This is a genomic window from Xanthobacter oligotrophicus, from assembly GCF_008364685.1.
Taxonomy (GTDB): domain Bacteria; phylum Pseudomonadota; class Alphaproteobacteria; order Rhizobiales; family Xanthobacteraceae; genus Xanthobacter; species Xanthobacter oligotrophicus.
Genome location: NZ_VTTL01000008.1, coordinates 170,497 through 193,100 on the forward strand (window position 1 = coordinate 170,497; position 22,604 = coordinate 193,100).

Annotated in this window: 18 protein-coding genes; 9 read left to right on the top strand and 9 right to left on the bottom strand. The window is 67.6% G+C overall.

Features of this window, described 5'->3' with window-relative positions; all coding sequences use genetic code 11:
• The first annotated feature begins 523 nt into the window (after positions 1-523).
• The 8 genes from ybaL (at position 524) to serA (ending at position 10,417) form a co-directional block, all read left to right on the top strand.
• On the top strand, positions 524-2,476 hold the full coding sequence (gene ybaL, locus FZ033_RS14750) for a YbaL family putative K(+) efflux transporter (protein ID WP_149576873.1): 1,953 nt from the start codon (positions 524-526) through the stop codon (positions 2,474-2,476).
• Positions 2,477-2,575: 99 nt separating this feature from the next.
• Entirely contained in the window at positions 2,576-3,586 is a 1,011-nt protein-coding gene (locus FZ033_RS14755) for a metal ABC transporter substrate-binding protein (RefSeq protein ID WP_232847488.1), read from the top strand.
• Positions 3,583-4,485 (top strand): manganese/iron ABC transporter ATP-binding protein, encoded by a 903-nt coding sequence (locus tag FZ033_RS14760; RefSeq protein ID WP_149576875.1) that lies wholly within the window; start codon positions 3,583-3,585, stop codon positions 4,483-4,485. Before FZ033_RS14755 ends, FZ033_RS14760 begins: the two co-directional genes overlap by 4 nt.
• Complete coding sequence (locus FZ033_RS14765; RefSeq protein WP_188079499.1) at positions 4,485-5,345, top strand: metal ABC transporter permease; 861 nt, start codon at positions 4,485-4,487, stop codon at positions 5,343-5,345. The genes FZ033_RS14760 and FZ033_RS14765 overlap by 1 nt, the downstream gene beginning before the upstream one ends.
• A complete protein-coding gene (locus FZ033_RS14770; RefSeq protein WP_149576877.1) occupies positions 5,345-6,175 on the top strand; it encodes a metal ABC transporter permease in 831 nt (276 codons plus the stop codon). Before FZ033_RS14765 ends, FZ033_RS14770 begins: the two co-directional genes overlap by 1 nt.
• A gap of 502 nt (positions 6,176-6,677) precedes the next feature.
• On the top strand, positions 6,678-7,085 hold the full coding sequence (locus FZ033_RS14775; protein WP_232847499.1) for a DUF6968 family protein: 408 nt from the start codon (positions 6,678-6,680) through the stop codon (positions 7,083-7,085).
• A 158-nt stretch (positions 7,086-7,243) separates the two neighbouring features.
• A complete protein-coding gene (locus FZ033_RS14780) occupies positions 7,244-8,419 on the top strand; it encodes a phosphoserine transaminase (protein WP_149576878.1) in 1,176 nt (391 codons plus the stop codon).
• A gap of 411 nt (positions 8,420-8,830) precedes the next feature.
• Positions 8,831-10,417, top strand: a complete 1,587-nt coding sequence (gene serA, locus FZ033_RS14785) for a phosphoglycerate dehydrogenase (RefSeq protein ID WP_149576879.1) — start codon at positions 8,831-8,833, stop codon at positions 10,415-10,417.
• Positions 10,418-10,525: 108 nt separating this feature from the next.
• Here the strand turns inward: serA and FZ033_RS14790 are convergent, their stop codons facing one another.
• The 5 genes from FZ033_RS14790 to FZ033_RS14810 form a co-directional block, all read right to left on the bottom strand.
• Entirely contained in the window at positions 10,526-11,053 is a 528-nt protein-coding gene (locus FZ033_RS14790) for a GlcG/HbpS family heme-binding protein (RefSeq protein ID WP_149576880.1), read from the bottom strand.
• Positions 11,054-11,160: 107 nt separating this feature from the next.
• A complete protein-coding gene (locus tag FZ033_RS14795) occupies positions 11,161-12,096 on the bottom strand; it encodes a DMT family transporter (protein WP_149576881.1) in 936 nt (311 codons plus the stop codon).
• Positions 12,097-12,269: 173 nt separating this feature from the next.
• The gene (locus tag FZ033_RS14800) at positions 12,270-13,148 is read right to left on the bottom strand and encodes a VOC family protein (RefSeq protein ID WP_149576882.1); all 879 of its coding nucleotides are present in this window, start codon (positions 13,146-13,148) and stop codon (positions 12,270-12,272) included.
• 263 nt (positions 13,149-13,411) lie between these two features.
• A complete protein-coding gene (locus FZ033_RS14805) occupies positions 13,412-15,385 on the bottom strand; it encodes a protein meaA (RefSeq protein ID WP_149576883.1) in 1,974 nt (657 codons plus the stop codon).
• A 195-nt stretch (positions 15,386-15,580) separates the two neighbouring features.
• Entirely contained in the window at positions 15,581-15,817 is a 237-nt protein-coding gene (locus FZ033_RS14810) for a GlsB/YeaQ/YmgE family stress response membrane protein (RefSeq protein ID WP_012113216.1), read from the bottom strand.
• Between the two features lie 266 nt (positions 15,818-16,083).
• On the opposite strand from FZ033_RS14810, the gene ccrA reads away from it, so the two are divergent.
• Positions 16,084-17,367: a crotonyl-CoA carboxylase/reductase gene (gene ccrA, locus FZ033_RS14815; RefSeq protein WP_149576884.1), complete on the top strand. Its 1,284-nt coding sequence runs from the start codon at positions 16,084-16,086 to the stop codon at positions 17,365-17,367.
• 145 nt (positions 17,368-17,512) lie between these two features.
• On the opposite strand, the gene murC is transcribed toward ccrA, so the two are convergent.
• The 4 genes from murC to FZ033_RS14835 all read right to left on the bottom strand — a co-directional run bounded on the left by murC (position 17,513) and on the right by FZ033_RS14835 (position 22,436).
• Positions 17,513-18,925 carry a UDP-N-acetylmuramate--L-alanine ligase gene (murC, locus tag FZ033_RS14820; protein WP_149576885.1) on the bottom strand — a complete coding sequence of 471 codons (1,413 nt, stop codon included), beginning with the start codon at positions 18,923-18,925 and terminating at the stop codon, positions 17,513-17,515.
• Complete coding sequence (gene murG, locus FZ033_RS14825; RefSeq protein ID WP_188079500.1) at positions 18,922-20,055, bottom strand: undecaprenyldiphospho-muramoylpentapeptide beta-N-acetylglucosaminyltransferase; 1,134 nt, start codon at positions 20,053-20,055, stop codon at positions 18,922-18,924. Before murG ends, murC begins: the two co-directional genes overlap by 4 nt.
• 243 nt (positions 20,056-20,298) lie before the next feature.
• The gene (gene ftsW / locus FZ033_RS14830; protein ID WP_149576887.1) at positions 20,299-21,498 is read right to left on the bottom strand and encodes a putative lipid II flippase FtsW; all 1,200 of its coding nucleotides are present in this window, start codon (positions 21,496-21,498) and stop codon (positions 20,299-20,301) included.
• 62 nt (positions 21,499-21,560) lie between these two features.
• Positions 21,561-22,436, bottom strand: a complete 876-nt coding sequence (locus FZ033_RS14835) for a hypothetical protein (RefSeq protein ID WP_149576888.1) — start codon at positions 22,434-22,436, stop codon at positions 21,561-21,563.
• Between the last annotated feature and the right edge of the window lie 168 nt (positions 22,437-22,604).

Consider the following 22,604-nt stretch of genomic DNA (forward strand, 5'->3'; position numbering starts at 1 on the left):
CGACCACCGTCGCCGTCCGGCTTGACCGGACGGCCCATGGCCCCGACGGGAAGACGCTCTCAGGGACAAAACGGCGGGGGCGGGACAAGCGGCGAGATGGACCCTCCGGTCAAGCCGGAGGGCGACGATAGCGAGAAGCGGCCCAGCCCCTCTCCCGCTTGCGGTAAGGACCTTTCGGTAAGGACAGGGTGGGGGCAGGCCCTCTCCGCCCTGCCGCCCCGTCGGGCCATGTCACCCAGCCGCTTTCCCCCTCCCCAACCCTCCCCCGCAAGCGGGAGAGGGAGTTAAAGCTGCGCTCCTTCCACTGCTCTGACGCTCCGCTGCAGCCGGCCGGGGCACGATCACCCGCCCCCCGAAAACGGAAAAACCTCCCCCATCGGCATCTGTGCCATGACAGTGCCGCGTTCCTGCGGGATACTGCGTCGGCTGGCAGGGGCATTCGCCTGAACTGCCCTCATCCCAAATCCGGGCTCCCGCGCGCATCCGGCGCGAGACGCCCCCTTTGCCTGACGGAGGACGACCCTTGCCCCACGAAACGCCGCTCATTGCGACACTCGTCGGGGCCTTCGTCCTCGCCTTCGTCTTCGGTGCCATCGCCCAGCGCTTCAAGCTGTCGCCGCTGGTGGGCTATCTCCTCGCCGGCGTCATGGTGGGGCCCTTCACCCCCGGCTTCGTCGCCGACCAGAGCATGGCGCTGGAACTGGCCGAGATCGGCGTCATCCTGCTGATGTTCGGCGTCGGCCTGCATTTCTCCCTGAGCGACCTGTTGTCGGTGAAGGCCATCGCCATTCCCGGCGCGGTGCTGCAGATCGGCGTCGCCACCCTCATGGGCCTCGGCCTCACCTATGCCCTCGGCTGGGGGCTGGGCGCCGGCATCGTGTTCGGCCTCGCCCTCTCGGTGGCGAGCACCGTGGTGCTGCTGCGGGCGCTTCAGGAGCGCCGGCTGGTGGAGAGCGAGCAGGGCCGCATCGCGGTGGGCTGGCTCATCGTGGAAGACCTCGCCATGGTGCTGGCGCTGGTGCTGCTGCCCGCCCTCTCCGGCGCCCTCGGCGGCCGCGTGGTGACCACCTCCACCGCCGCCTGGCTGGGCGGGGAGGATGTGTGGGTGACGCTCGCCATCACGCTGGCCAAGGTCGCCGGCTTCGTGGTGCTGATGCTGGTGGTGGGCCGGCGCGTCATTCCCGGCATCATGCACTGGGTGGCCCATATCGGCTCGCGCGAACTGTTCCGCCTTGCGGTGCTGGCCATCGCGCTGGGCGTCGCCTTCGGCTCGGCCAAGCTGTTCGGGGTGTCGTTCGCGCTCGGCGCCTTCTTCGCCGGCATGGTGCTCAGCGAATCGCCCCTGTCCCACCGTGCGGCGGAAGAGACGCTGCCCCTGCGCGACGCCTTCGCCGTGCTGTTCTTCGTCTCCGTGGGCATGCTGGTGGACCCGTCCATCGTCATCAAGAGCCCGATCCCGCTCATCATCACCGTGCTGATCGTGCTGTTCGGCAAGTCGCTGGCCGCCTTCCTGCTGGTGCGGGCGTTCGGCTACGGCAACATCACGGCGCTCACCATCTCCGCCTCGCTGGCGCAGATCGGCGAATTCTCCTTCATCCTGGTGGCGCTGGGCGTGGACCTCCAGTTGCTGCCGGAGGAAGGGCGCGACCTCATCCTCGCGGCGGCGATCATCTCCATTCTCATCAACCCCTTCTTCTTCCTGGCGCTGGACCGCTACCGGGCGAAGGCGGTGACGGCCCAGGCCGCCAAGGCGGCCGAAACTCCGAGCCCGGCGGCAAAGGCGCCGGCGCCGGCGGCCGCCCTGCCCCGCACCACCCAGCAGGCGCACACGGTGCTGGTGGGCTACGGCCGGGTGGGTCATCTGGTGGCGGACGGGCTGAAGGCCGCCGGCCTGCCCTTCCTCGTGGTGGAGGACCAGGACGACCGGGTGGAGGAGCTGCGGCGCAGCGAGATCGAGGTGATCGACGCCAACGCCGCCTCTCCCGCCGCCATCACCGCCGCCAACGTGGCGGGGGCGACCCGGCTCATCCTCGCCATTCCCGACGGCTTCGAGGCCAGCGGCGTGCTGCGCAAGGCCCGCCAGATGAACCCCGGCATCGAGATCATCGCCCGCGCCCATTCGGACGCGGAGGTGGAGCATCTGCGCCAGGGCGGCGCCAATTTCATCATCATGGGCGAGCGCGAGGTGGCGCGCGGCATGCTCGCCCATGTGCTGGACCGCAGCGACGCCGACCTTGCCGCCGCCGTCGAAGCCGCGGGGATCGTTGCTCCCGGCTCCGAGGCTGCGACGACCTCCCCGGACGCGCCCGTGGCCGAGGTCCGGGTGAGCGCGGTGACGCCCTCCCCCGCCACCGTGCCGACCCCAAGCGTGGCCCCTGCGGCAACGCAGCCGCCCCTTTCGGCGCCTGAATCCGCCACCAACCCGGTCCCCGCCCTTGCGGAGAGCGCTGCAGCGGAGCAAAACGACAAAGGCTAGGCCGACTTAAATGCGAATAAGTTGCAATTGCAGTTTGGTGGGCCTATTTTTGCAAATGGATCGCAAATTGATGCGATGATTGGATTGGAGCGCTGCTTCATGCGCTGCCCTGATGGTTTGGTGGCCGGTTCTTCGGCTCATTCTTTGGTTCGTCGCTTCGCCGGGTTCCCGGCCCGCTTGTTGGCCCGTCCCTTGGGCCGCGCATTTTCGCCGGCCGGCGCCGTGCTTCTCGCTTGCCTGGTGGCGGCATTGTCGTCCGCAGGCCCGGCCCGGGCCGCGGACAAGCTGAAGGTGGTCACCACCTTCACCATCATCGCCGACATGGCGAAGACCGTGGCCGGTGATGCGGCGCAGGTGGACAGCATCACCAAGCCCGGCGCCGAGATCCACAATTACCAGCCCACGCCGGGCGACCTCATCAAGGCCCAGGGCGCCAACCTCATCCTGTGGAACGGCCTGAACCTGGAACTGTGGTTCGAGAAGTTCTTCAGCCGCCTGAAGGGCGTGCCGAGCGTGGTGATCTCCGACGGCGTCGAGCCCATGGGCATCACCGAGGGCCCCTACAGCGGCAAGCCCAATCCCCATGCCTGGATGTCGCCCGCCGCCGCCATCATCTACGTGGACAACATCCGCGACGCGCTGGTGAAATACGATCCGGCCAATGCCGCCACCTACAAGGCCAACGCCGAGGCCTACAAGGCCAAGATCACCGCCACCATCGCCCCCATCCGCGCCGAGCTGGAGAAGGTGCCGCCGGACCAGCGCTGGCTGGTCACCAGCGAGGGCGCCTTCAGCTATCTGGCGCGGGATTTCGGCCTGAAGCCGCTTTACCTGTGGCCCATCAACGCCGACCAGCAGGGCACGCCCCAGCAGGTGCGCCGCGTGGTGGACCGCATGCGGGCGGACAAGATCCCCGCCATCTTCTCCGAGAGCACCATCTCCGCCGAGCCGGCGCGGCAGGTGGCACGGGAGACCGGCGCCCGCTACGGCGGCGTGCTCTATGTGGATTCGCTCAGCGACGCCGCAGGCCCGGTGCCCACCTATCTCGACCTCCTGCGCGTCACCTCCACCACCATCGCCGATGGCCTCACCGGAGGCGCCCCGCGATGAACGCGCCCCTTGATCCCGCCCTGTCGCATGTGGACGCCGCCGGCGCCGGCCTGCGCGTCGCCCACGTCACCGTCACCTATCGCAACGGCCACACCGCCCTGCGCGACGCGAGCTTCGAGATCCCCACCGGCACCATCACCGCCCTGGTGGGGGTGAACGGCTCGGGCAAGTCCACCCTGTTCAAGACCATCATGGGCTTCCTCTCGGCGTCGAAGGGGTCCGTGAGCATCCTCGGCATGAGCGTGCGCGAAGCCTTGAAGCGCAACGTGGTGGCCTATGTGCCCCAGGCCGAGGAGGTGGACTGGACCTTCCCCGTGCTGGTGGAAGACGTGGTGATGATGGGCCGCTACGGCCACATGAATTTCCTGCGCATGCCCCGCCGCGCCGACCACGAGGCGGTGACGGCAGCGCTTTCCCGCGTCAACATGCTGGAGTTCCGCACCCGCCAGATCGGCGAGCTTTCCGGCGGGCAGAGGAAGCGCGTGTTCCTCGCCCGTGCGCTGGCGCAGGACGCCCGCGTGATCCTGCTCGACGAGCCCTTCACCGGCGTGGACGTGAAGACCGAGGACGCCATCATCGCCCTGCTGAAAGCCCTGCGCGACGAGGGGCGGGTGATGCTGGTCTCCACCCACAATCTCGGCTCGGTGCCGGAATTCTGCGACCGCACGGTGCTCATCAAGGGCACGGTGCTGGCCTATGGGCTGACCTCCGAGATCTTCACCCAGGTCAATCTGGAAAAGGCCTTCGGCGGCGTGCTGCGCCATTTCGTGCTGGACGAAAGCCACTCCACCGCCGCCGGCACGCTGGGCGTGCTGACCGACGACGAGCGCCCCCTGGTGCTCTACAAGGACCGCCCCGCCGCCAGCGGCACCGCCGGCTCCTCGGAGGGGATCGGGTGATGTCCCTCCTCCTCGAGCCGTTCGGCTATTCCTACATGGTCAACGCCATGTGGGTGAGCGCACTGGTGGGGGCGGTGTGCGCGTTTCTCTCCGCCTTCCTCATGCTGAAGGGCTGGTCGCTCATCGGCGATGCGCTGTCCCATGCCATCGTGCCGGGGGTGGCGGGGGCCTACATGCTGGGCCTGCCGTTCTCGCTCGGCGCCTTCTTCTCCGGCGCGCTGGCGGCCGGGGCCATGCTGTTCCTGCAGGAGCGCACCAAGCTGAAGGAAGACGCCGTCATCGGCCTCATCTTCACGTCCTTCTTCGGCCTCGGCCTGTTCATGGTGTCGCTGTCGCCCACCTCGGTGAATGTGCAGACCATCGTGCTCGGCAACATCCTCGCCATCTCGCCGACCGACACGCTTCAACTGGCGCTCATCGGCTTTGTCTCGCTGGGGCTCTTGCTGGTGTTCTGGAAGGACCTGATGGTGACCTTCTTCGACGAGAGCCACGCCCGCTCCATCGGCCTCAACCCCACCTTCCTGAAGATCATGTTCTTCACGCTTCTGTCGGCCTGCACGGTGGCGGCGCTGCAGACGGTGGGGGCCTTCCTCGTCATCGCCATGGTGGTGACTCCGGGAGCCACCGCCTATCTGCTCACCGACCGCTTCCCCCGTCTTATTGCCCTGTCGGTGCTGATCGGCGCGGGCACGAGCTTCGTCGGCGCCTATCTCTCCTATTTCGTGGACGGGGCCACGGGCGGCATCATCGTGGTGCTCCAGACCCTCATCTTCCTCACCGCCTTCGTCTTCGCCCCCAAGCACGGGCTTTTGGCGGCGCGGCGGCAGGCGGCGCTGGCGCTGAGGGAAGGCGGGCTGTGATGGACACCCTGCTTGCCCCCTTCCAGTTCGATTTCATGCAAAGCGCGCTGGTGATCTCGGCGCTGGTGGCGGTGCCCATGGCGCTGCTCTCCTGCTTCCTGGTGCTGAAAGGCTGGTCGCTGATGGGGGACGCCGTCTCCCACGCCGTGCTGCCCGGCGTGGTGCTGGCCTATATGGCCGGCCTGCCTTTGGCAGTGGGCGCCTTCGTGGCCGGCATGGTGTGCGCGCTCGGCACCGGGTATCTCAAGGCCAACAGCCGCATCAAGGAAGACACGGTGATGGGCGTGGTCTTCTCCGGTATGTTCGGGCTAGGGCTGGTGCTCTACACCAAGATCCAGTCGGACGTGCACCTCGACCACATATTGTTCGGCGACATGCTGGGCGTGACCTGGGGCGACATCGCCGAAAGCGCCATCATCTGCGGCCTCGTGACTTCGGCGCTGCTGGCCAAATGGCGCGACCTGCTGCTGAACGCGTTCGATCCGGCGCAGGCGCGCGCGGTGGGCCTGCGCGTCGGGCTGCTGCACTACGGGCTCTTGGTGATGCTGTCGCTGACCATCGTGGCAGCGCTCAAAGCGGTGGGCATCATCCTCGCCGTATCGCTTTTGATCGCGCCGGGGGCCATCGCGTTTTTGGTGACGCGCCGCTTCGGCTGGATGCTGGTGGTCGCGGTGCTGGTGGCGGTGGGCTGCGCGCTCTGCGGCGTCTACCTCTCCTTCTTTCTCGACAGCGCGCAGGCGCCCACCATCGTGCTGCTGATGACGGCGGTGTTCATCGCTGCCTTCGTAAGGGTGCGGGTGAAGGCGGGGCGGGTGGAAGCGGTGGGCTGAAGAAAAGTGACGCAACGTCACATTTCTTGCAACAACGTCCAAATTTTGAATCGATTGCAAAGCCCGTTATAACTGGTCGATCGTCACGCGTGACGAAACCGCTCAAAACCCGGCTTGAAAAATGCCTTTCACCGTGGGCGAATTTCTAATGACTTCCGTTCCGCTACTTGTCTGGCTCTTGACAGGCAGAACGTTTGTTGGACGGGCAAAACAGAGAGTAGAGCACTGGACCCATCGACATACGTTTATTTTTCTATCAAATATATGCTATTATAAGCCGGATCAAAATAAAGCTTGGATCAAGATTGGAATAAATAGTGACGAAAATTTGGAATATTTGGTCGATTTACAATGGGAATATATGTTGATGAGTTTTATTTATATGATAATTAGCACTTTTGTGGCTTTAATTATTCTGAAATCGACTCATTTATTATGACGTATTCGCCGTGTTCCTACCCAACCTTTTTTTTCGGCGCCGGCCCCCACCATCGTGCTGCTGATGACGGCGGTGTTCATCGCCGCCTTCGTAGGGGTGAGGGCGGGGCGAATGGTGGGAAAGCATGCCATGATGATTGCGGAACGGGTGCTGATGCTCTTTGTGGGCGGCACCGAGGTGGGGGTCCCCATCCGCATCTTCGCGCCGGTGGAAGACGAGGAATGCTGGAGTTGCCGCGCCGAGATTCACTGGCCGGACGAGGTCCGGGGCGAAACCCTCTACGGCATCGATGCCGTACAGGCGCTCTATCTCACCCTGCTTGCAGTCGGTTGTCACCTCTACATGAGCGACGCTCACAAAGAAGGCCGGCTGCGCTCGGGCGAACCCGGCTCGGGATATGGCTTCCCCGTACTGAAGATGATGCGGGATGAGCTGATCGGCTACGACGCGCACTTCGACGGGAATGGGTGAGGCCGCGCCTTTCCCGCCCGCTTCCCGGTTGCCCGCACCTTGAGCACCACGCTCAGGCCTTCGGCATCACCCCTTGACGCCCCCGCCCCCTCGGGCGTAACCCCATCCGCGGGACACCTCCCCCCAACGGGAGGCGCCCATCTGTAAGGATGGACTAAATGACGACGAATCCTGCTCCGGCCACCCGTCCGGAGAACCCGAACTTTTCGTCCGGCCCCTGCGCCAAGCGTCCCGGCTGGACGCTGGAAGGCCTCTCGGATGCGCCGCTGGGCCGCTCGCACCGCGCCAAGGTGGGCAAGGCCAAGCTGAAAGAGGCCATCGACCTCACCCGCGACGTGCTGGACGTGCCGGCCGACTACCGGATCGGCATCGTCCCCGCCTCCGATACCGGCGCCGTGGAAATGGTGCTGTGGTCCATGCTGGGCGCCCGCCCGGTGGACATGCTGGCCTGGGAAAGCTTCGGCGAAGGCTGGGTGACCGATGTGGTCAAGCAGCTCAAGCTGACCGACGCCCGCGCGCTGACCGCCCCCTATGGCGCGCTGCCGGACCTCGCGCAGGTGGATTTCTCCCACGACGTGGTCTTCACCTGGAACGGCACCACCTCCGGCGTCATGGTGCCGGACGCGGAGTGGATCCCGGCCGACCGCACCGGCCTCACCATCTGCGACGCCACCTCGGCGGCCTTCGCGCAGAAGCTGGATTTCGCCAAGCTCGATGTGGTCACCTTCTCCTGGCAGAAGGTGCTCGGCGGCGAGGGCGCGCACGGCATCCTCATCCTCTCCCCACGCGCGGTGGAGCGGCTCGAGACCTACAAGCCGGCGTGGCCGCTGCCCAAGATCTTCCGCATGACCAAGGGCGGCAAGCTCATCGAAGGCATCTTCGAGGGCGAGACCATCAACACCCCCTCCATGCTGTGCGTGGAAGACTATCTCGACGCGCTGAAGTGGGCGAAGAACGTGGGTGGGCTTGAAGCCCTGCAGGAGCGCTCCAACCGCAACTTCGAGGCCATCGCCCAGTGGGTGCACCGCACGCCGTGGGTGGACTTCCTGGCCACCGACCCGGTGACGCGCTCCAACACTTCGGTGTGCCTGAAGGTGGTGGATTCCGACGTGACGTCGCTGCCCGCCGAGGCGCAGGCGGCCTTCGCCAAGGCCATCGCCTCCGGCCTCGAGAAGGGCGGCATCGCCTACGACATCGGCGCCTATCGCGACGCCCCTCCCGGCCTGCGCATCTGGTGCGGCGCCACCGTGGAACGGGCCGACGTGGAAGCCCTGACCCACTGGCTCGACTGGGCCTTCACCGAAGCCAAGGCCGCGCTGCCCAAGGCTGCATGAGGTCGGGCGGGGTGACTGAACCGCCCTGCCCCCTCTCCCGCCCAAACTCGGCTGTTGCCGAGTTTGGTTCCCAGCAGCCGAAGCCGGAAACACCCGGCTTCGGGCGGGGGAGGGCTGGGGTGGGGGCCTTCCGCCCTCTCCTATCCTGAAGCGCCTTCCGCAGCACGCCCGCCTTCCCCCTCCCAACCCTCCCCCGCAAGCGGGAGAGGGCTTTCATCGGCAAGAGCCGCGGGAGTGGCCCTCCCCCATAGCGATCGTCATGCCCGGGCTCGACCCGGGCATCCACGCCGAGCCGCCCGTGCACGCGGCCGAAAGCTGCTCCCGGCCTCCCCGCGTGGATGGCCGGGTCAAGCCCGGCCATGACGGCAGCAAGAGCGGCACGGCTTATCCGCGCAATTTCCGGAGCCCACCATGGCACCCCGCGTTCTCATTTCCGACAAGCTGTCGCCGGCCGCCGTCCAGATCTTCAAGGATCGCGGCATCGAGGTGGATTTCCAGCCCGACCTCGGCAAGGACAAGGACAGGCTGGCCGAGATCATCGGCAATTATGACGGCCTCGCCATCCGCTCGGCCACCAAGGTCACCCCGAAGATCCTGCAGAAGGCCGACCGCCTGAAGGTCATCGGCCGCGCCGGCATCGGCGTGGACAACGTGGACCTGCCGGCGGCCACCGCCAAGGGCGTGATCGTGATGAACACGCCGTTCGGCAATTCCATCACCACCGCCGAGCACGCCATCGCCATGATGTTCGCGCTGGCCCGCGAGATCCCAGCGGCGGATGCCTCGACCCAGGCCGGCAAGTGGGAGAAGAACCGCTTCATGGGCGTCGAGGTCACCGCCAAGACGCTGGGCATCATCGGCTGCGGCAACATCGGCTCCATCGTCGCCGAGCGCGGCGTGGGCCTGAAGATGAAGGTGATCGCCTTCGATCCCTTCCTCTCGGTGGAGCGGGCGCTGGATCTCGGCGTGGAGAAGGTGGAGCTGGACGACCTGCTCGCCCGCGCTGATTTCATCACCCTGCACACCCCTTTGACCGAGAAGACCAAGAACATCCTCTCGGCGCAGAACATCGCCAAGACCAAGAAGGGCGTGCGCATCATCAACTGCGCCCGCGGGGGCCTCGTGGACGAAGCCGCCCTGCGCGCCGCGCTCGACAGCAAGCATGTGGCCGGCGCCGCCTTCGACGTGTTCGCGGTGGAACCGGCGGAGCAGAATCCCCTGTTCGGCCATCCCAACGTGGTGTGCACGCCGCACCTCGGCGCCGCCACCAACGAGGCGCAGGAGAATGTCGCCCTCCAGGTCGCCGAGCAGATGAGCGACTATCTCCTCACCGGCGCCATCTCCAACGCGGTGAACTTCCCCTCCATCACCGCCGAGGAGGCGCCGAAGCTGAAGCCTTTCATCGAACTGGCGGAAAAGCTCGGCTCGTTCGCCGGCCAACTCACCGACACCGACATCAAGACCGTGCACATCGTCTACGAAGGCGCCGTGGCGGACCAGAAGGTGAAGGCGCTGACCTCGGCCGCGGTGGCAGGGCTGCTGCGCCCGATGCTCTCAGAGGTCAACGTCGTGTCCGCCCCCACCGTCGCCAAGGAGCGCGGCATCGTCATCGAGGAGACCACCCGCGCCGCCACCGGCGACTATGACAGCCTCATCAGCATCACGGTGGTGACGGACACGTATGAGCGCGCCATATCCGGCACCGTGTTCGCGGATGGCCGCCCGCGCATCGTGAACATCAAGGGCATCAATGTGGACGCCGAGTTCGCGCCCTCCATGATCTACGTCACCAACGAGGACAAGCCCGGCTTCATCGGCCGCTTCGCCGGCCTGCTCGGCGATGCGGGGCTGAACATCGCCACCTTCGCCCTGGGCCGCGACCATCTGGGCGGCGACGCCATCGCGCTGGTGGCGGTGGACGGCACGGTGCCGGCCGACGTGCTCGGCAAGGTGCAGGCTCTGCCGCAGGTGAAGGCGGCCAGGGCACTTGTGTTCTGAGGCGCTGGTGTTCTGAACAACCCGCAACGGCCGCCCCTCGGGCGGCCGTTTTCTTGTGTGCGTGATGCGTTCGGCGCTGGTCGAAAACCGGGCCCGCCCGCTCTTGCTTCAATGCGGCAGGCGGTCGGCGATCCTGGCAAGGCCGGCGGCGGCGCAGGCCTCGTCCTTCTCTCCGCCCGGCGCCCCGCCCACGCCGATGGCGGCCACGATCTCCCCCTTCGCCTTCACGCCGACGCCGCCGGCCAGAAGCAGGATATCCGGCAGGGAAGCGAGCGCCTGGGTGCTGGGCCCGCCGCGGGTCTTCTCCACGAAGGCCGAGAGGGTATCGAAGCCGAACACCGGCCCAAGGGTCGCGATCGTATAGGCCTTGCGGAAGCTGGAGGTGCGGGTGTGGGTGGTGGAATGGTCACCCTTCACCAGCACGCGGGTCTCGCCGGACACGTCCACCACCGCGACCGAGACCGGCCAGCCCTTCTCGGAGCAGGCGCGCACCGCCTCCAGCGCGGCCTCGTTGGCGAGCGTCAGCGGCAGCTCCCAGCCGGAACCGCGCACCTGCGCCGCCGCCGGCGCGGCCAGCCCCGCCAGCACCAGCGCCAGCAGCGCGCCAACACCCTTGGTCGAAATCCCCTTGCTCATGCTCATCACCTCCTGCCGGGTCATCCGGCAGGACCGCTCCTAGCAGAGGGGATGTAACCTCTTAATATCAAATTTATCGGTTTCACGCAGGCGTGACGGGACGGCCTTCAGGCTGGCGGCCGGCCCTTGGCCCGCGCGGCCAGCGTCGCCAGGGCGATGCCGGTGATGACCAGCGCATAGCCCGCCATATGGTACCAGGCCATGGTCTCGCCCAGGAAGACGATGGCAAGCGCGGTGCCGAACACCGGCATGAGATGCAGGAACGGCGCGGCGGCGTTGGCCCCCACCAGTTCCACCCCCCGGTTGAAGAACAGGTAGGCGACGATGGACGGCCCCACCATCACATAGGCCAGCACCCCCAGCGTCATGTGGTCGAACTGCAGGATGCGCCCCTGCGCCGCTTCCCACAGCGCGAACGGCGCCAGCAGCACCGAGCCCAGCGCCATGATCGCGACCAGGAAGGAGAGCGGCCCCAGCGCCGGCCGCTTGCGCAGGATGGCGGCATAGAAGGCATAGATGACCAGCGCGCAGATGATCCACACGTCGCCGATGTTGGGCTTCAGATGCAGGAAGGTATCGAGGCTGCCGTGGCTGATGATCACCAGCACGCCGACGAGCGAGGTGACGATGCCGGCCAACTGGCCAAGGCTCAGCCGCTCGCGGAAGATGAAGAAGGTCCACAGGGCCACCAGCAGCGGCGCGGTGGACTGCACCAAGAGGCCATTGAGGGCCTGGGTGTATTGCAAGCCATAATAGCTCATGGCGTTGTAGCAGGCGATGCCGGTGGCCGCGAGCAGCACCAGCAGCCAGAAATGGCGGCGGATGAGCGGCAGGTCGCGCCGCACCTGCCCGAGGGCGAAGGGCAAAAGGATAAGCGTCGCCCCGGTCCAGCGCACGAAGGCGAGCGTCACCGGCGGCACGTGGCCGGCGACGACGCGCCCGAGCACGATGTTGATGGCCCACAGCAGCGCCGTGACGGTGAGCAGCAGGTAGGGCGCGTCATACAGGGCAAATCCGGACGAGCGCGAGGGCCTCACCGACATCTTTCCTCCCGCATGATCCGATCCACGCCTTCGGCGCGGGCTTGGAGCCAACTCCGGTGGGAGCGGGCTCGGCAGGCGACCGCTGTAGCGTCATCCGACGCGCGGGGGAAATCGATTTTGTCGCACGCACCCATCAGCGGGCGTGATGGATCGCGCCCGCGCCGGCCCGCGCCTCAGGCCGGGCGGAACACCGCCGTGTTGCCGGAGGGATCGCGCACCGTGAGGCCGCCGCCCTCAAGCGCCGCGAATGCGACACCCGCTGCGGCAAGACGTTGGCCGAGGGCTTCGATGGAGGCCAGCGGCAGCCGCACGGTGAAATGATCCAGCCCCGCCGTGCCGGCCGCCGGCGCGGGCGCGCCCGAGGACTGCCAGGTGTTGAGGCCGAGATGGTGGTGGTAGCCGTCCGCGCTGACGAACAGGGCGCCGGGATAGCGCGCCATGATGGTGAGGCCCACCGTATCCACCCAGAAGCGCCGCGCCGCATCGAGGTCGGACACCTTCAGGTGCACGTGGCCCATATCCGTGCCCGCCGGCGCGGGTTGCGCGGCGGGCGGCGCCTCGCGGGCCAGATCGTTCAGGTCGAGGGGCAATGTCGCCATGGCGATGGTGCCGTCGGCGGAGCGCGGCCATTCGTCGGCGGGGCGGTCGCGATAGATCTCGATGCCGTTGCCGTCCGGGTCGTCCACGTAAAGCGCCTCGCTCACCAGATGGTCGGAAGCACCCATCCTTAGGCCCATGTGGTGGAGGGCGAGCAGCCGCGCAGCAAGGCTCGCGCGATCGGGCACGCGGATGGCCATGTGGAACAGGCCGGGAGCGCGGACCGCGGCGCGGGCCGCATCCGGCCGGCGCGCGATCTCCACCAGCGGGCGGCCGCCGGCGCCGAGCACCGTGGTCTCGCCGGTGGAGAGCACATCAAGGCCCACGCCATCGCGATAGAAGGGGATGAGGCGCTCAGGGTCGCGGCTCGACAGGGTCACGGCACCGAGGGCGAGGCCGTGGGGCGCGGTTTCAGGGGGCACGGTTTCAGGGGAAAGGGAGAGGGCGGCGGTCATGGTGAAGCTCCTTGCAGGGCGACGGGCTCCTTTCGGGGCCGTCGCCTGCGTTGCTTCAAATATGGTGGAAGTCGCAGGCCCACGCCATTGCACCAACGCAAGCAACGCGCAGCGCCGCCGCATGTCCGGCCCGATGCGCCACCGGCTCCGCTTCGACCATCGGCTGGCGATACCCCGCATGGCGCGCCGACCAGCCCACCGCACCCGTTGAAAACCCGGGCGGTTGATCCCCCGCCCGGGTTGAAGCCATAGGCACGCCCGGCTCAGGCCGCCTTCTGGCTCTGCCGGTCCACGATGGCGACGATGTCGGCCATGATGCGGTTCAGCTCGAAATTCTTCGGGGTGTAGACCGCGGTCACGCCAAAGCCCTTCAGCTGCACCTCATCCTCCGGCGGGATGATGCCGCCCACCACCACCGGGATGTCGGAAAGCCCCTCGGCCCGCAGCCGGTCCATCACGTCGCGCACCAGCGGCACGTGGGAGCCGGAGAGGATGGACAGGCCGATGACGTGCACGCTCTCTTCCAGCGCGGCGTTCACGATCTCGGCGGGGGTCAGGCGGATGCCCTCGTAGACCACTTCCATGCCGCAGTCGCGGGCGCGCACGGCGATCTGCTCGGCGCCGTTGGAATGGCCGTCGAGGCCCGGCTTGCCCACCAGGAACTTGATGCGCCGGCCGATCTTCTCGGACACCGCGTCCACGCCCTTGCGCACCTCGTCCAGCCCCTGCGTATCCACGCGGGCGGCGCGGCCGACGCCGGTGGGGGCGCGGTATTCGCCGAACACCTCGCGCAGGCAGGTGCCCCATTCGCCGGTGGTGATGCCGGCCTTGGCGCAGACGATGGAGGGCTCCATGATGTTGCGCCCCTCCTGCGCCGCGCTCTTGAGCGCCGCCAGCGCCGCCGCCGCCGCCTTGCCGTCGCGCGCCTCGCGCCAGGCCTGAAGGCGGGCGATCTGCTCCGCCTCCACGCCCTCGGGCACGGTGAGGATGGCGCCTTCGCCAGTGGTCAGCGGCGAGGGCTCGGTCTCGGTCCAGCGGTTGACGCCCACCACCACCTGCTCGCCGCGCTCGATGGCCTCCAGCCGGCGGGTGTTGGATTCCACCAGTTGCTGCTTCATGTAGGAATTCTCGATGGCCGCCACCGCGCCGCCCATGGCGTCGATCTGCGCCAGCTCCGCGCGCGCCTCTTCCTTCAGTTGCTCCACCTTCTTCGCGATCTCGGTGGAGCCGTCGAAGATGTCGCCGTAGTCGAGCAGGTCGGTCTCATAGGCCAGCACCTGCTGCATGCGCAGCGACCATTGCTGGTCGAACGAGCGCGGCAGGCCCAGCGCCTCGTTCCACGCGGGAAGCTGCACGGCGCGGGCGCGGGCGCCCTTCGACAGGGTGACGGCCAGCATTTCCAGCAGGATGCGGTAGACGTTGTTCTCCGGCTGCTGCTCGGTGAGGCCGAGGGAATTCACCTGCACGCCGTAGCGGAACAGCTTCTGCTTGGCGTCGGTGATGCCGTAGCGGTTGACGCAGATCTCTTCCCACAGATCCACGAACGCGCGCATCTTGCACATCTCGGTGATGAACCGCATGCCGGCGTTCACGAAGAAGGAGATGCGCCCCACCACCTCGCCGAACACCTTGCCTTCGGCCTCGCCCGACTTCTTCACCGTGTCGAGGATGGCGATGGCGTTGGCGAGCGCGAAGGCCAGTTCCTGCACCGGCGTCGCCCCGGCCTCCTGCAGGTGGTAGGAGCACACGTTCATCGGGTTCCACCGGGGCAGATACTCGGTGGTGAAGATGATGGTGTCCTTGGTCAGCCGCATGGACGGCGCCGGCGGGAACACATAGGTGCCGCGCGACAGATATTCCTTGATGATGTCGTTCTGCGTCGTGCCCTGCAGCTTGGTGCGGTCCGCGCCCTGCTCGTCGGCGGTGGCGATATAGAGCGAGAGCAGCCACGCCGCGCAGGCGTTGATGGTCATCGACGTGTTCATCTCGGCCAGCGGGATGCCGTCGAACAGGGTGCGCATGTCGCCGAGATGAGAGATGGGCACGCCCACCTTGCCCACCTCGCCGCGCGCCAGCGGGTGGTCTGAATCGTAGCCGGTCTGGGTGGGCAGGTCGAAGGCGACCGAGAGGCCGGTCTGGCCCTTGGCGAGGTTGGAACGGTAGAGCTTGTTGGACTCCGTGGCGGTGGAGTGGCCCGCATAGGTGCGGAAAAGCCAGGGTTTGTCGCGCGCCACCATTCCTGTTCCCCCATCTGGTCGTTCTGGATTGGACGCGATTGTGCGTCGCAATGGCCCGGACGTCGATGGGAAATTGGTGGAGGTCGATGGCCCCCCTCCACAAACGCGTGCCCCGATCGCGCATGCTGCGGCGCCGCGCGCGCCCCTCGCAACTTCAGGCGCTCGAAGGATCGCGCGCGGCCGCCGGCTGTGCCCCTACCGTTTCACCAGCGAGATGATGAACAGCAGGATGATGGCGCCGATGGTGGCCGAGATGATCTGGCCGATCATGCCGCCCACCACGAACACCCCGCCGAACAGGAAGCCGCCGATGAGGGCGCCGACGATGCCCACCGCGATGTTGCCGATGAGGCCGAAGCCATAGCCCTGGAAAATCTGCCCCGCCAGGAAGCCGGCGATGGCGCCGACGATGACCATCCACAAGATACCCATGTCCCGTCCCCTTTCGTTGTCGCTGCCCCGGCCCGTCCGCCCCGGCGGCCGGCCCATCCCGCAACGCCCCAGCCTAGCGCCTGTAGCGCGCCGCGTGAATGACAACGCGAGCGTGGCCTTGCGGTTCGCAGAACGCGGAAATTGTCCCCCGATGGTCCAAAGTGGGGGGTATCGCTTTGGAATTTTTCTCTGCTACGCTGCAACGCAAGAAGCCCCCAAAGACGCGACCGAACGGTCCGCAAAAATGCCAGGAGAGGACGAAAGCCATGGCCCAGACGGCAGCCGCCAACGCGAACGAGGGACCGGTGAAGGACCTTTATGAGCTGGGCGAGGTTCCCCCCCTCGGCCACGTCCCCGCGCAGATGTATGCCTGGGCCATCCGCCGCGAGCGCCATGGGCCGCCGGAAGACTCGTTCCAGCTCGAGGTGGTGCCCACCTGGGAACTGGGCGAGAACGACGTGCTGGTCTACGTCATGGCCGCCGGCGTGAACTACAACGGCATCTGGGCCGGCCTGGGCCAGCCGATCTCGCCGTTCGACGTGCACAAGGCGCCCCTCCACATCGCCGGTTCCGATGCCTCGGGCATCGTCTGGGCGGTGGGCTCCAAGGTGAAGCGCTGGAAGGTGGGCGACGAGGTGGTCGTGCACTGCAACCAGGACGACGGCGACGACGAGGAGTGCAACGGCGGCGACCCCATGTTCTCGCCGTCCCAGCGCATCTGGGGCTATGAGACGCCGGACGGCTCGTTTGCCCAGTTCTGCCGGGTGCAGGCGCGCCAGCTGATGCCGCGCCCCAAGCACCTGACCTGGGAAGAGAGCGCCTGCTACACCCTCACCATGGCCACCGCCTACCGCATGCTGTTCGGCCACCCGCCGCACACGGTGAAGCCGGGCGACTACGTGCTGGTGTGGGGCGCCTCGGGCGGCCTCGGCGTGTTCGGCGTGCAGCTTGCCGCCGCCTCCGGCGCCCATGTGATCGGCGTGATCTCCGACGAGACCAAGCGCGACTACGTCCTCGGCCTCGGCGCCAAGGGCGTGATCAACCGCAAGGATTTCAAGTGCTGGGGCCAGCTGCCCAAGGTCAACTCGCCGGAATACAACGAGTGGACCAAGGAAGCCCGCAAGTTCGGCAAGGCCATCTGGGACATCAGCGGCAAGCGCGACGTGGACATCGTGTTCGAGCATCCCGGCGAGCAGACCTTCCCAGTCTCGACCCTCGTGGGCAAGCGCGGCGGCATGATCGTGTTCTGCGCCGGCACTACCGGCTTCAACATCACCTTTGACGCCCGCTACGTGTGGATGCGGCAGAAGCGCATCCAGGGCTCCCACTTCGCCCACCTCAAGCAGGCTTCCGCCGCCAACCAGTTCATCATCGACCGGCGCGTGGACCCCTGCATGTCGGAAGTGTTCCCCTGGGACCGCATCCCCGAGGCGCACACCAAGATGTGGAAGAACCAGCACGCCCCCGGCAACATGGCGGTGCTGGTCAACGCCCCCCGCACCGGCCTGCGCACCCTCGAGGACGTGATCGAGGCTGGCGCGAAGAAGTGAGATTCGCCCCTCCGCGGGCATTCGCATCCCTAAAACGCAAAGCGGCGGCCCCCGGGCCGCCGCTTCTGTTTCGGAGCACGGTCCGATCAGCTTGCACGATAAGCCGATCGGCCTTTGCGACAGGTTGGCGGTGCGCGCCGCCGCCTCACGCCGCCGGCTCGAGGGCGGCCAGTTCCCCCGGCAGAGCATAAGCCCAGCCGCTGATGGAGCCGGCGCCGAGGCAGATCACGTAATCACCGGGCTTGGCCAGCGCGCCCACCACGTCGGCGAGCTTCTCCGGTCCGTCCAGCGCCGTCACCGAGCGGTGGCCGTGGGCGATGAGGCCCTGCACCAGATGGTCCCGGTCCGCGCCCTCGATGGGCGCCTCGCCGGCGGCATAGACCGGGGCCACCACCACATGGTCGGCATCGTTGAAGCAGGTGCAGAATTCGTCGAACAGGGAGGCGAGGCGCGAATAGCGGTGCGGCTGCACCACCGCGATCACCTGTCCCTCGCTCGCGGCCCGCGCCGCCTTGAGCACGGCGGCGATCTCCACCGGGTGGTGGCCGTAATCGTCGAACACGGTGACGCCGTTCCATTCCCCGGTGCGGGTAAAGCGGCGCTTCACGCCGCCGAAGCTGGCGATGGCCTCGATGATCTTGTCGTCCGGCACCTTCAGCTCGTGGGCCACCGCGATGGCGGCGGTGGCGTTGAGCGCATTGTGCTTGCCGGGCATGGGCAGCCTGAGGCCGGAAATCTCGTGCACCGTCTCCCCCGCCCGGTTGCGGAAGACGACGCCGAAGCGGGTGATGCCGCCCTTCAGGTCCACGTCCACCAGGCGCACGTCGGCCTGCGGGTTCTCGCCATAGGTGATGACGCGCCGGTCCTCGATGCGGCCCACCAGGGCCTGTACCACCGGATGGTCGATGCACATCACCGCGAAGCCGTAGAAGGGCACGTTCTCCACGAAGGCCTTGAAGGCGTCCTGCACCTTGTCGAAGGTCTTGAAATGGTCGAGGTGCTCGGGGTCCACATTGGTGACGATGGCGACTTCCGTGGGCAGCTTCAGGAAGGTGCCGTCGCTCTCGTCCGCCTCCACCACCATCCAGTTGCCGTCGCCGCGGCGGGCATTGGTGCCATAGGCGTTGATGATGCCGCCGTTGATGACGGTGGGGTCGAAATTGCCGGCGTCGAGCAGGGTGGCCACCAGCGAGGTGGTGGTGGTCTTGCCGTGGGTGCCGGCGATGGAAACGCAGCTCTTCAGCCGCATCAGTTCGGCCAGCATCTCGGCACGGCGCACCACCGGCAGGCGCTTGGCGCGGGCGGCCACCAATTCGGGATTGTCGCGCTTGATGGCGGAGGAGACCACCACCACGTCCGCGTCATCCACATTGGCCGCGGCATGGCCGATCATCACCTTGATGCCGAGGTCGCGCAGGCGCTTCACGTTGGCGCTGTCCGCCACGTCCGAGCCCTGCACCTCGTAGCCGAGATTGTGCAGCACCTCGGCGATGCCGCTCATGCCGATGCCGCCGATGCCGACGAAATGGATGGAGCCGAGGCCGGACGGCAACTTCATGCCAGTTTCCCCTGAAAGGTTGCGACCGCGCCTTTCGCCGCCAGATGCCGGACGAGATCGCCCAGTCGTTCCGCTGCGTCGAGCACGCCTTGGCTTCTGGCCTTATCCGCCATCTGCGTCAATGATCGAGGTTCGCTGGCAAAGCTGTGAAGCTCCAGCGCCACCCGGTCGGGATCGAACTCCACCTGCCGCAGCACCAGCGCCGCGCCCACGTCCGCCAGCGAGCGGGCGTTGGCCGCCTGGTCCTGGTCGAGGGCGTGGGGCAACGGCACCAATATGGAGGGCCGGCCGATGGCGGCCAGTTCCGCCACCGTGCCTGCGCCGGAGCGCGACACCACCAGATGGGCCTGCGCCATGCGCGCCGGCAGGTCGTCGAAGAAGGGCGCCACCTGCGCCCGCACGCCGAGGCGCGCATAGGTGGCCTTCACCCGCTCCAGATCCTCCTCCCGCGCCTGCTGGGTGAGGACGAGGCGCGATCGCAGGTCGCCGTCGAGCCGCTCGATGGCCTCCGGCACCACATCGGACATCACCCGCGCGCCCTGGCTGCCGCCGAACACCAGCAGGCGCAGCTCGCCCCCCGCCAGCGGCGGATCATAGGGCGTGGCTGCGGCGGCGATGGCGGAGGGACGCAGGGGATTGCCGGTCCACACCGCCTTGGGGGCAAGCGCCGGATCGGCCGCGACGATGCCGGGAAAGCCGGTGGCGATGGCGCTGACGCGCCGCGCCAGCATGCGGTTGGCCCGGCCCATGACGCCGTTCGCCTCATGGATGAGGGTAGGCACGCCCAGCAGCGCGGCTGCCAGCAGGGGTGGGACGGTGGGATAGCCGCCGAAGCCCACCACGGCCACCGGCTTCACCCGCCGGAGCAGCGCGAGGGAGGAGACAAGCCCGGAGGCGAGGGCAAATCCGGTGCGCGCCAGCGCCACCGGGGAGCGGCCGCGCACCGTGTCGGCGGGCAGCACATGGAGTTCGCGCGCGGGGAAATGGCCGGCATAGCGCGCGGCGCGGGCATCGGTGGCGAGATCCACGTCGAACCCGCGCCGGCCGAGCGACGCCGCCAGCGCCTCGGCCGGAAACAGGTGGCCGCCGGTGCCGCCGGCGGCGAGAAGAACAATCTGCGTCACATCCACCTCGCATGGCCGATGGAATCCGCCCCGCACCTGGAGCGGCCGCCCGGATCGGCCGGATCGGGGGCTTGCTGCCCCGCCAATGCGGCCATTCCGGGGAAGGAAGGGCTCTCTTGGCGGGATCGCAAGGATGCTGTCGCATCCCGCAATCCCCTTCGCTCAGGCGCCGCGCGGGCTTTTTGGGCCGGATCGCAAGGATGCTCACGCATCCCGCGATCCCCCTCGCTCAGGCGCCCCGCGGGCTTGTCAGGCCGGGTCCGGCATGGCGCCGGCGGGCGGCGCGACCGGCCGCGCCACGGGCTCCACCGCCGGCTTCTCGGTGAGGGCCGCCAGCGCCGCCGCGCCCGGCCGCTTGCGCGAGAGGGCCAGCAGCATGCCCATGCCGAAGGCGATGGAGATGAGCGAGGAGCCGCCATAGGAGATGAAGGGCAGCGTCATGCCCTTGGCGGGGGCGATGTGCACGTTCACCGCCATGTTGATGGCCGCCTGCAGCCCGAACAGCAGCGCAAGGCCGGTGATGGCGAAGCGGGAGAAGGGGTCGCTCTCCTTCGAGGCCCGCGACAGCGACCGCAGGATGATGAAGGCGAACAGGGCGAGGATGATGAGGCACAGGATGATGCCGAACTCCTCACCCGCCACGGCGAAGACGAAGTCGGTGTGCCCGTCCGGCAGCATGCGCTTCATGGTGCCCTCGCCCGGCCCCTGGCCGAACCAGCCGCCGTTGCGGAAGGAGTTGAGCGCGGCGTCGATCTGGTAGGTGTCGCCCGAATCGGGATTGAGGAAGCGGTTGATGCGCTTCTGCACGTGGGACACGGTCATGTAGGCGATGAAGCCGCCGCCCGCGCCCACGCCCACCAACCCCACCATCCAGATCCAGCGCAGCCCGGCGAGGAAGAATAGGGACGCCCACACCAGCGAGATCAAGAGGCTCTGGCCGAAGTCCGGCTGCTTGATCAGCAGGCCCAGCACGCTGCCGAGCAGGCCGAAGGCCAGCAGGGTGGCGGGCATCTCCGGCCGCCTTGTGCTCTCGGCGAACAGCCAGGCGGCGAGGATGACGAAGGCCGGCTTGATGAATTCGGACGGCTGCACGGTGACGCCGGCGATGGTGAGCCAGCGCCGCGCGCCCTTCACCTCCGGCCCCACCACCAGGGTGGCCATGAGCAGCACGAAGAAGATGGCGAACACCACCATGCAGATGCGCCTGAGCGCGCGTGGCGACAGGAAGGAGGTGGCGATCATCACCACCGCGGCGGGCACCAGGAACAGCACCTGCCGGTTCACGAAGTGGAACGGGTCGGCGATGCCGAGGCGCGCGGCCACCGCCGGGCTCGCGGCAAGGCACAGGATGATGCCGATCACCATCAGGCCGCAGAGGGCGGCCAAGAGGGCGCGGTCCACCGTCCACCACCATTCGCTCAAGACGGTGCGGTCGGCGCGCGACATCATGGGACGGGAACTCCGGTGCGGGACATCTGCCGCACCATGCGTCCGGGACGGTTGACGAGCGATTAAGACCCCATCCCCTTGCCACGGACGAAGCGCCACAGGCGCCGCGGCAGCGACCGCCGCGGCAGAGGCGGGGGTGGCGGCGGGGGCGGCAAAAGCGGCATGTCCGGCTTGACCGGGTGGAACAGCCAGTCGCCCTGCGGAAAGTCCTCGGGGCGCTCCGCGAAATACTCGGAGCGCCAGGGGCGACAGACGAATGAGCCGGGCCTGAGACCTGGATCGAGCGGCGTGTTTGAATAAAGCGTTCCGCGCCGTTCGGGGGGACAGAACGGCCCCTCGCCGCCCATATCCTCGATCTTGAGGCCGAGATGGCGGGCGACGGTGGGCAGCACGTACTCGAAATGGCCCTGCCAGCCGGGATCGCGCACCTCGTCCGCATAGGCCTCCATGAGCCGCCGCGACATGCGCATCAGCGGGTTGAACGACCGCATGCGGCAGGCCGGGTCCACATGGGCCGGCGCCAGGGCCGTGTCCATGAAATACCAGTCCGGATCATCGGCGAGGGGCAAAAGCGTGGTGGTCAGGAGGTCGGCGTCGTTGGCGGCGAAGCGCGCGAACAGGGTGCGCCAGTCGCCGGTGTAATCCACGTCGAATTCCATGATCCAGGTATGGTCATGGGGCAGCGGCCAGGCGGCAGCCATGACGAGAACGTCCACATGGCCGGGAACGAGGCCGCCATTGCGTTCCAGCTGGCGCAGGCGCTCTGGCAGCACCTGATCCGGCGGCGGATCGAGGCGTGGCTCCACCGGGATCACGTGGTTGCCCGGATTGTGGACCAGGCGCCACTCCACCAGCCCCTCGGTCTGCCGACGCACCCGCTCGAAATGGGCCCTGATGCGGTCCGTGCACTGGGTGGTGATGAAGAGCCCGTTCGCCAAGCGCCCTGCGCCGTCTTGCACCGCGCTGTCTTGCGGCACTGCTGAAGCTTCACCTGCAACGTGAACCGTCATCCATGCCCTTCCCTCCGCCCCAGATCGCGACGCCCCCATCGAAACGGGCCGCACTATAAGGCGACCGCCCCCTGACGTAGCGTCCTCCTGATACCG

Excerpts from the sequence above, each read along its gene's own strand:
- FZ033_RS14765 (WP_188079499.1), top strand. The coding sequence starts at position 4,485 with ATGTCCCTCCTCCTCGAGCCGTTCGGCTATTCCTACATGGTCAACGCC.
- ftsW (WP_149576887.1), bottom strand. The coding sequence starts at position 21,498 with ATGATGTCGCGCGCCGACCGCACCGTCTTGAGCGAATGGTGGTGGACG.
- FZ033_RS14795 (WP_149576881.1), bottom strand. The coding sequence starts at position 12,096 with ATGTCGGTGAGGCCCTCGCGCTCGTCCGGATTTGCCCTGTATGACGCG.
- FZ033_RS14755 (WP_232847488.1), top strand. The coding sequence starts at position 2,576 with ATGCGCTGCCCTGATGGTTTGGTGGCCGGTTCTTCGGCTCATTCTTTG.
- FZ033_RS14770 (WP_149576877.1), top strand. The coding sequence starts at position 5,345 with ATGGACACCCTGCTTGCCCCCTTCCAGTTCGATTTCATGCAAAGCGCG.
- FZ033_RS14775 (WP_232847499.1), top strand. The coding sequence starts at position 6,678 with ATGACGGCGGTGTTCATCGCCGCCTTCGTAGGGGTGAGGGCGGGGCGA.
- FZ033_RS14805 (WP_149576883.1), bottom strand. The coding sequence starts at position 15,385 with ATGGTGGCGCGCGACAAACCCTGGCTTTTCCGCACCTATGCGGGCCAC.
- FZ033_RS14790 (WP_149576880.1), bottom strand. The coding sequence starts at position 11,053 with ATGAGCAAGGGGATTTCGACCAAGGGTGTTGGCGCGCTGCTGGCGCTG.
- murC (WP_149576885.1), bottom strand. The coding sequence starts at position 18,925 with ATGAAGTTGCCGTCCGGCCTCGGCTCCATCCATTTCGTCGGCATCGGC.
- FZ033_RS14780 (WP_149576878.1), top strand. The coding sequence starts at position 7,244 with ATGACGACGAATCCTGCTCCGGCCACCCGTCCGGAGAACCCGAACTTT.
- FZ033_RS14810 (WP_012113216.1), bottom strand. The coding sequence starts at position 15,817 with ATGGGTATCTTGTGGATGGTCATCGTCGGCGCCATCGCCGGCTTCCTG.
- FZ033_RS14800 (WP_149576882.1), bottom strand. The coding sequence starts at position 13,148 with ATGACCGCCGCCCTCTCCCTTTCCCCTGAAACCGTGCCCCCTGAAACC.
- ccrA (WP_149576884.1), top strand. The coding sequence starts at position 16,084 with ATGGCCCAGACGGCAGCCGCCAACGCGAACGAGGGACCGGTGAAGGAC.
- FZ033_RS14760 (WP_149576875.1), top strand. The coding sequence starts at position 3,583 with ATGAACGCGCCCCTTGATCCCGCCCTGTCGCATGTGGACGCCGCCGGC.
- serA (WP_149576879.1), top strand. The coding sequence starts at position 8,831 with ATGGCACCCCGCGTTCTCATTTCCGACAAGCTGTCGCCGGCCGCCGTC.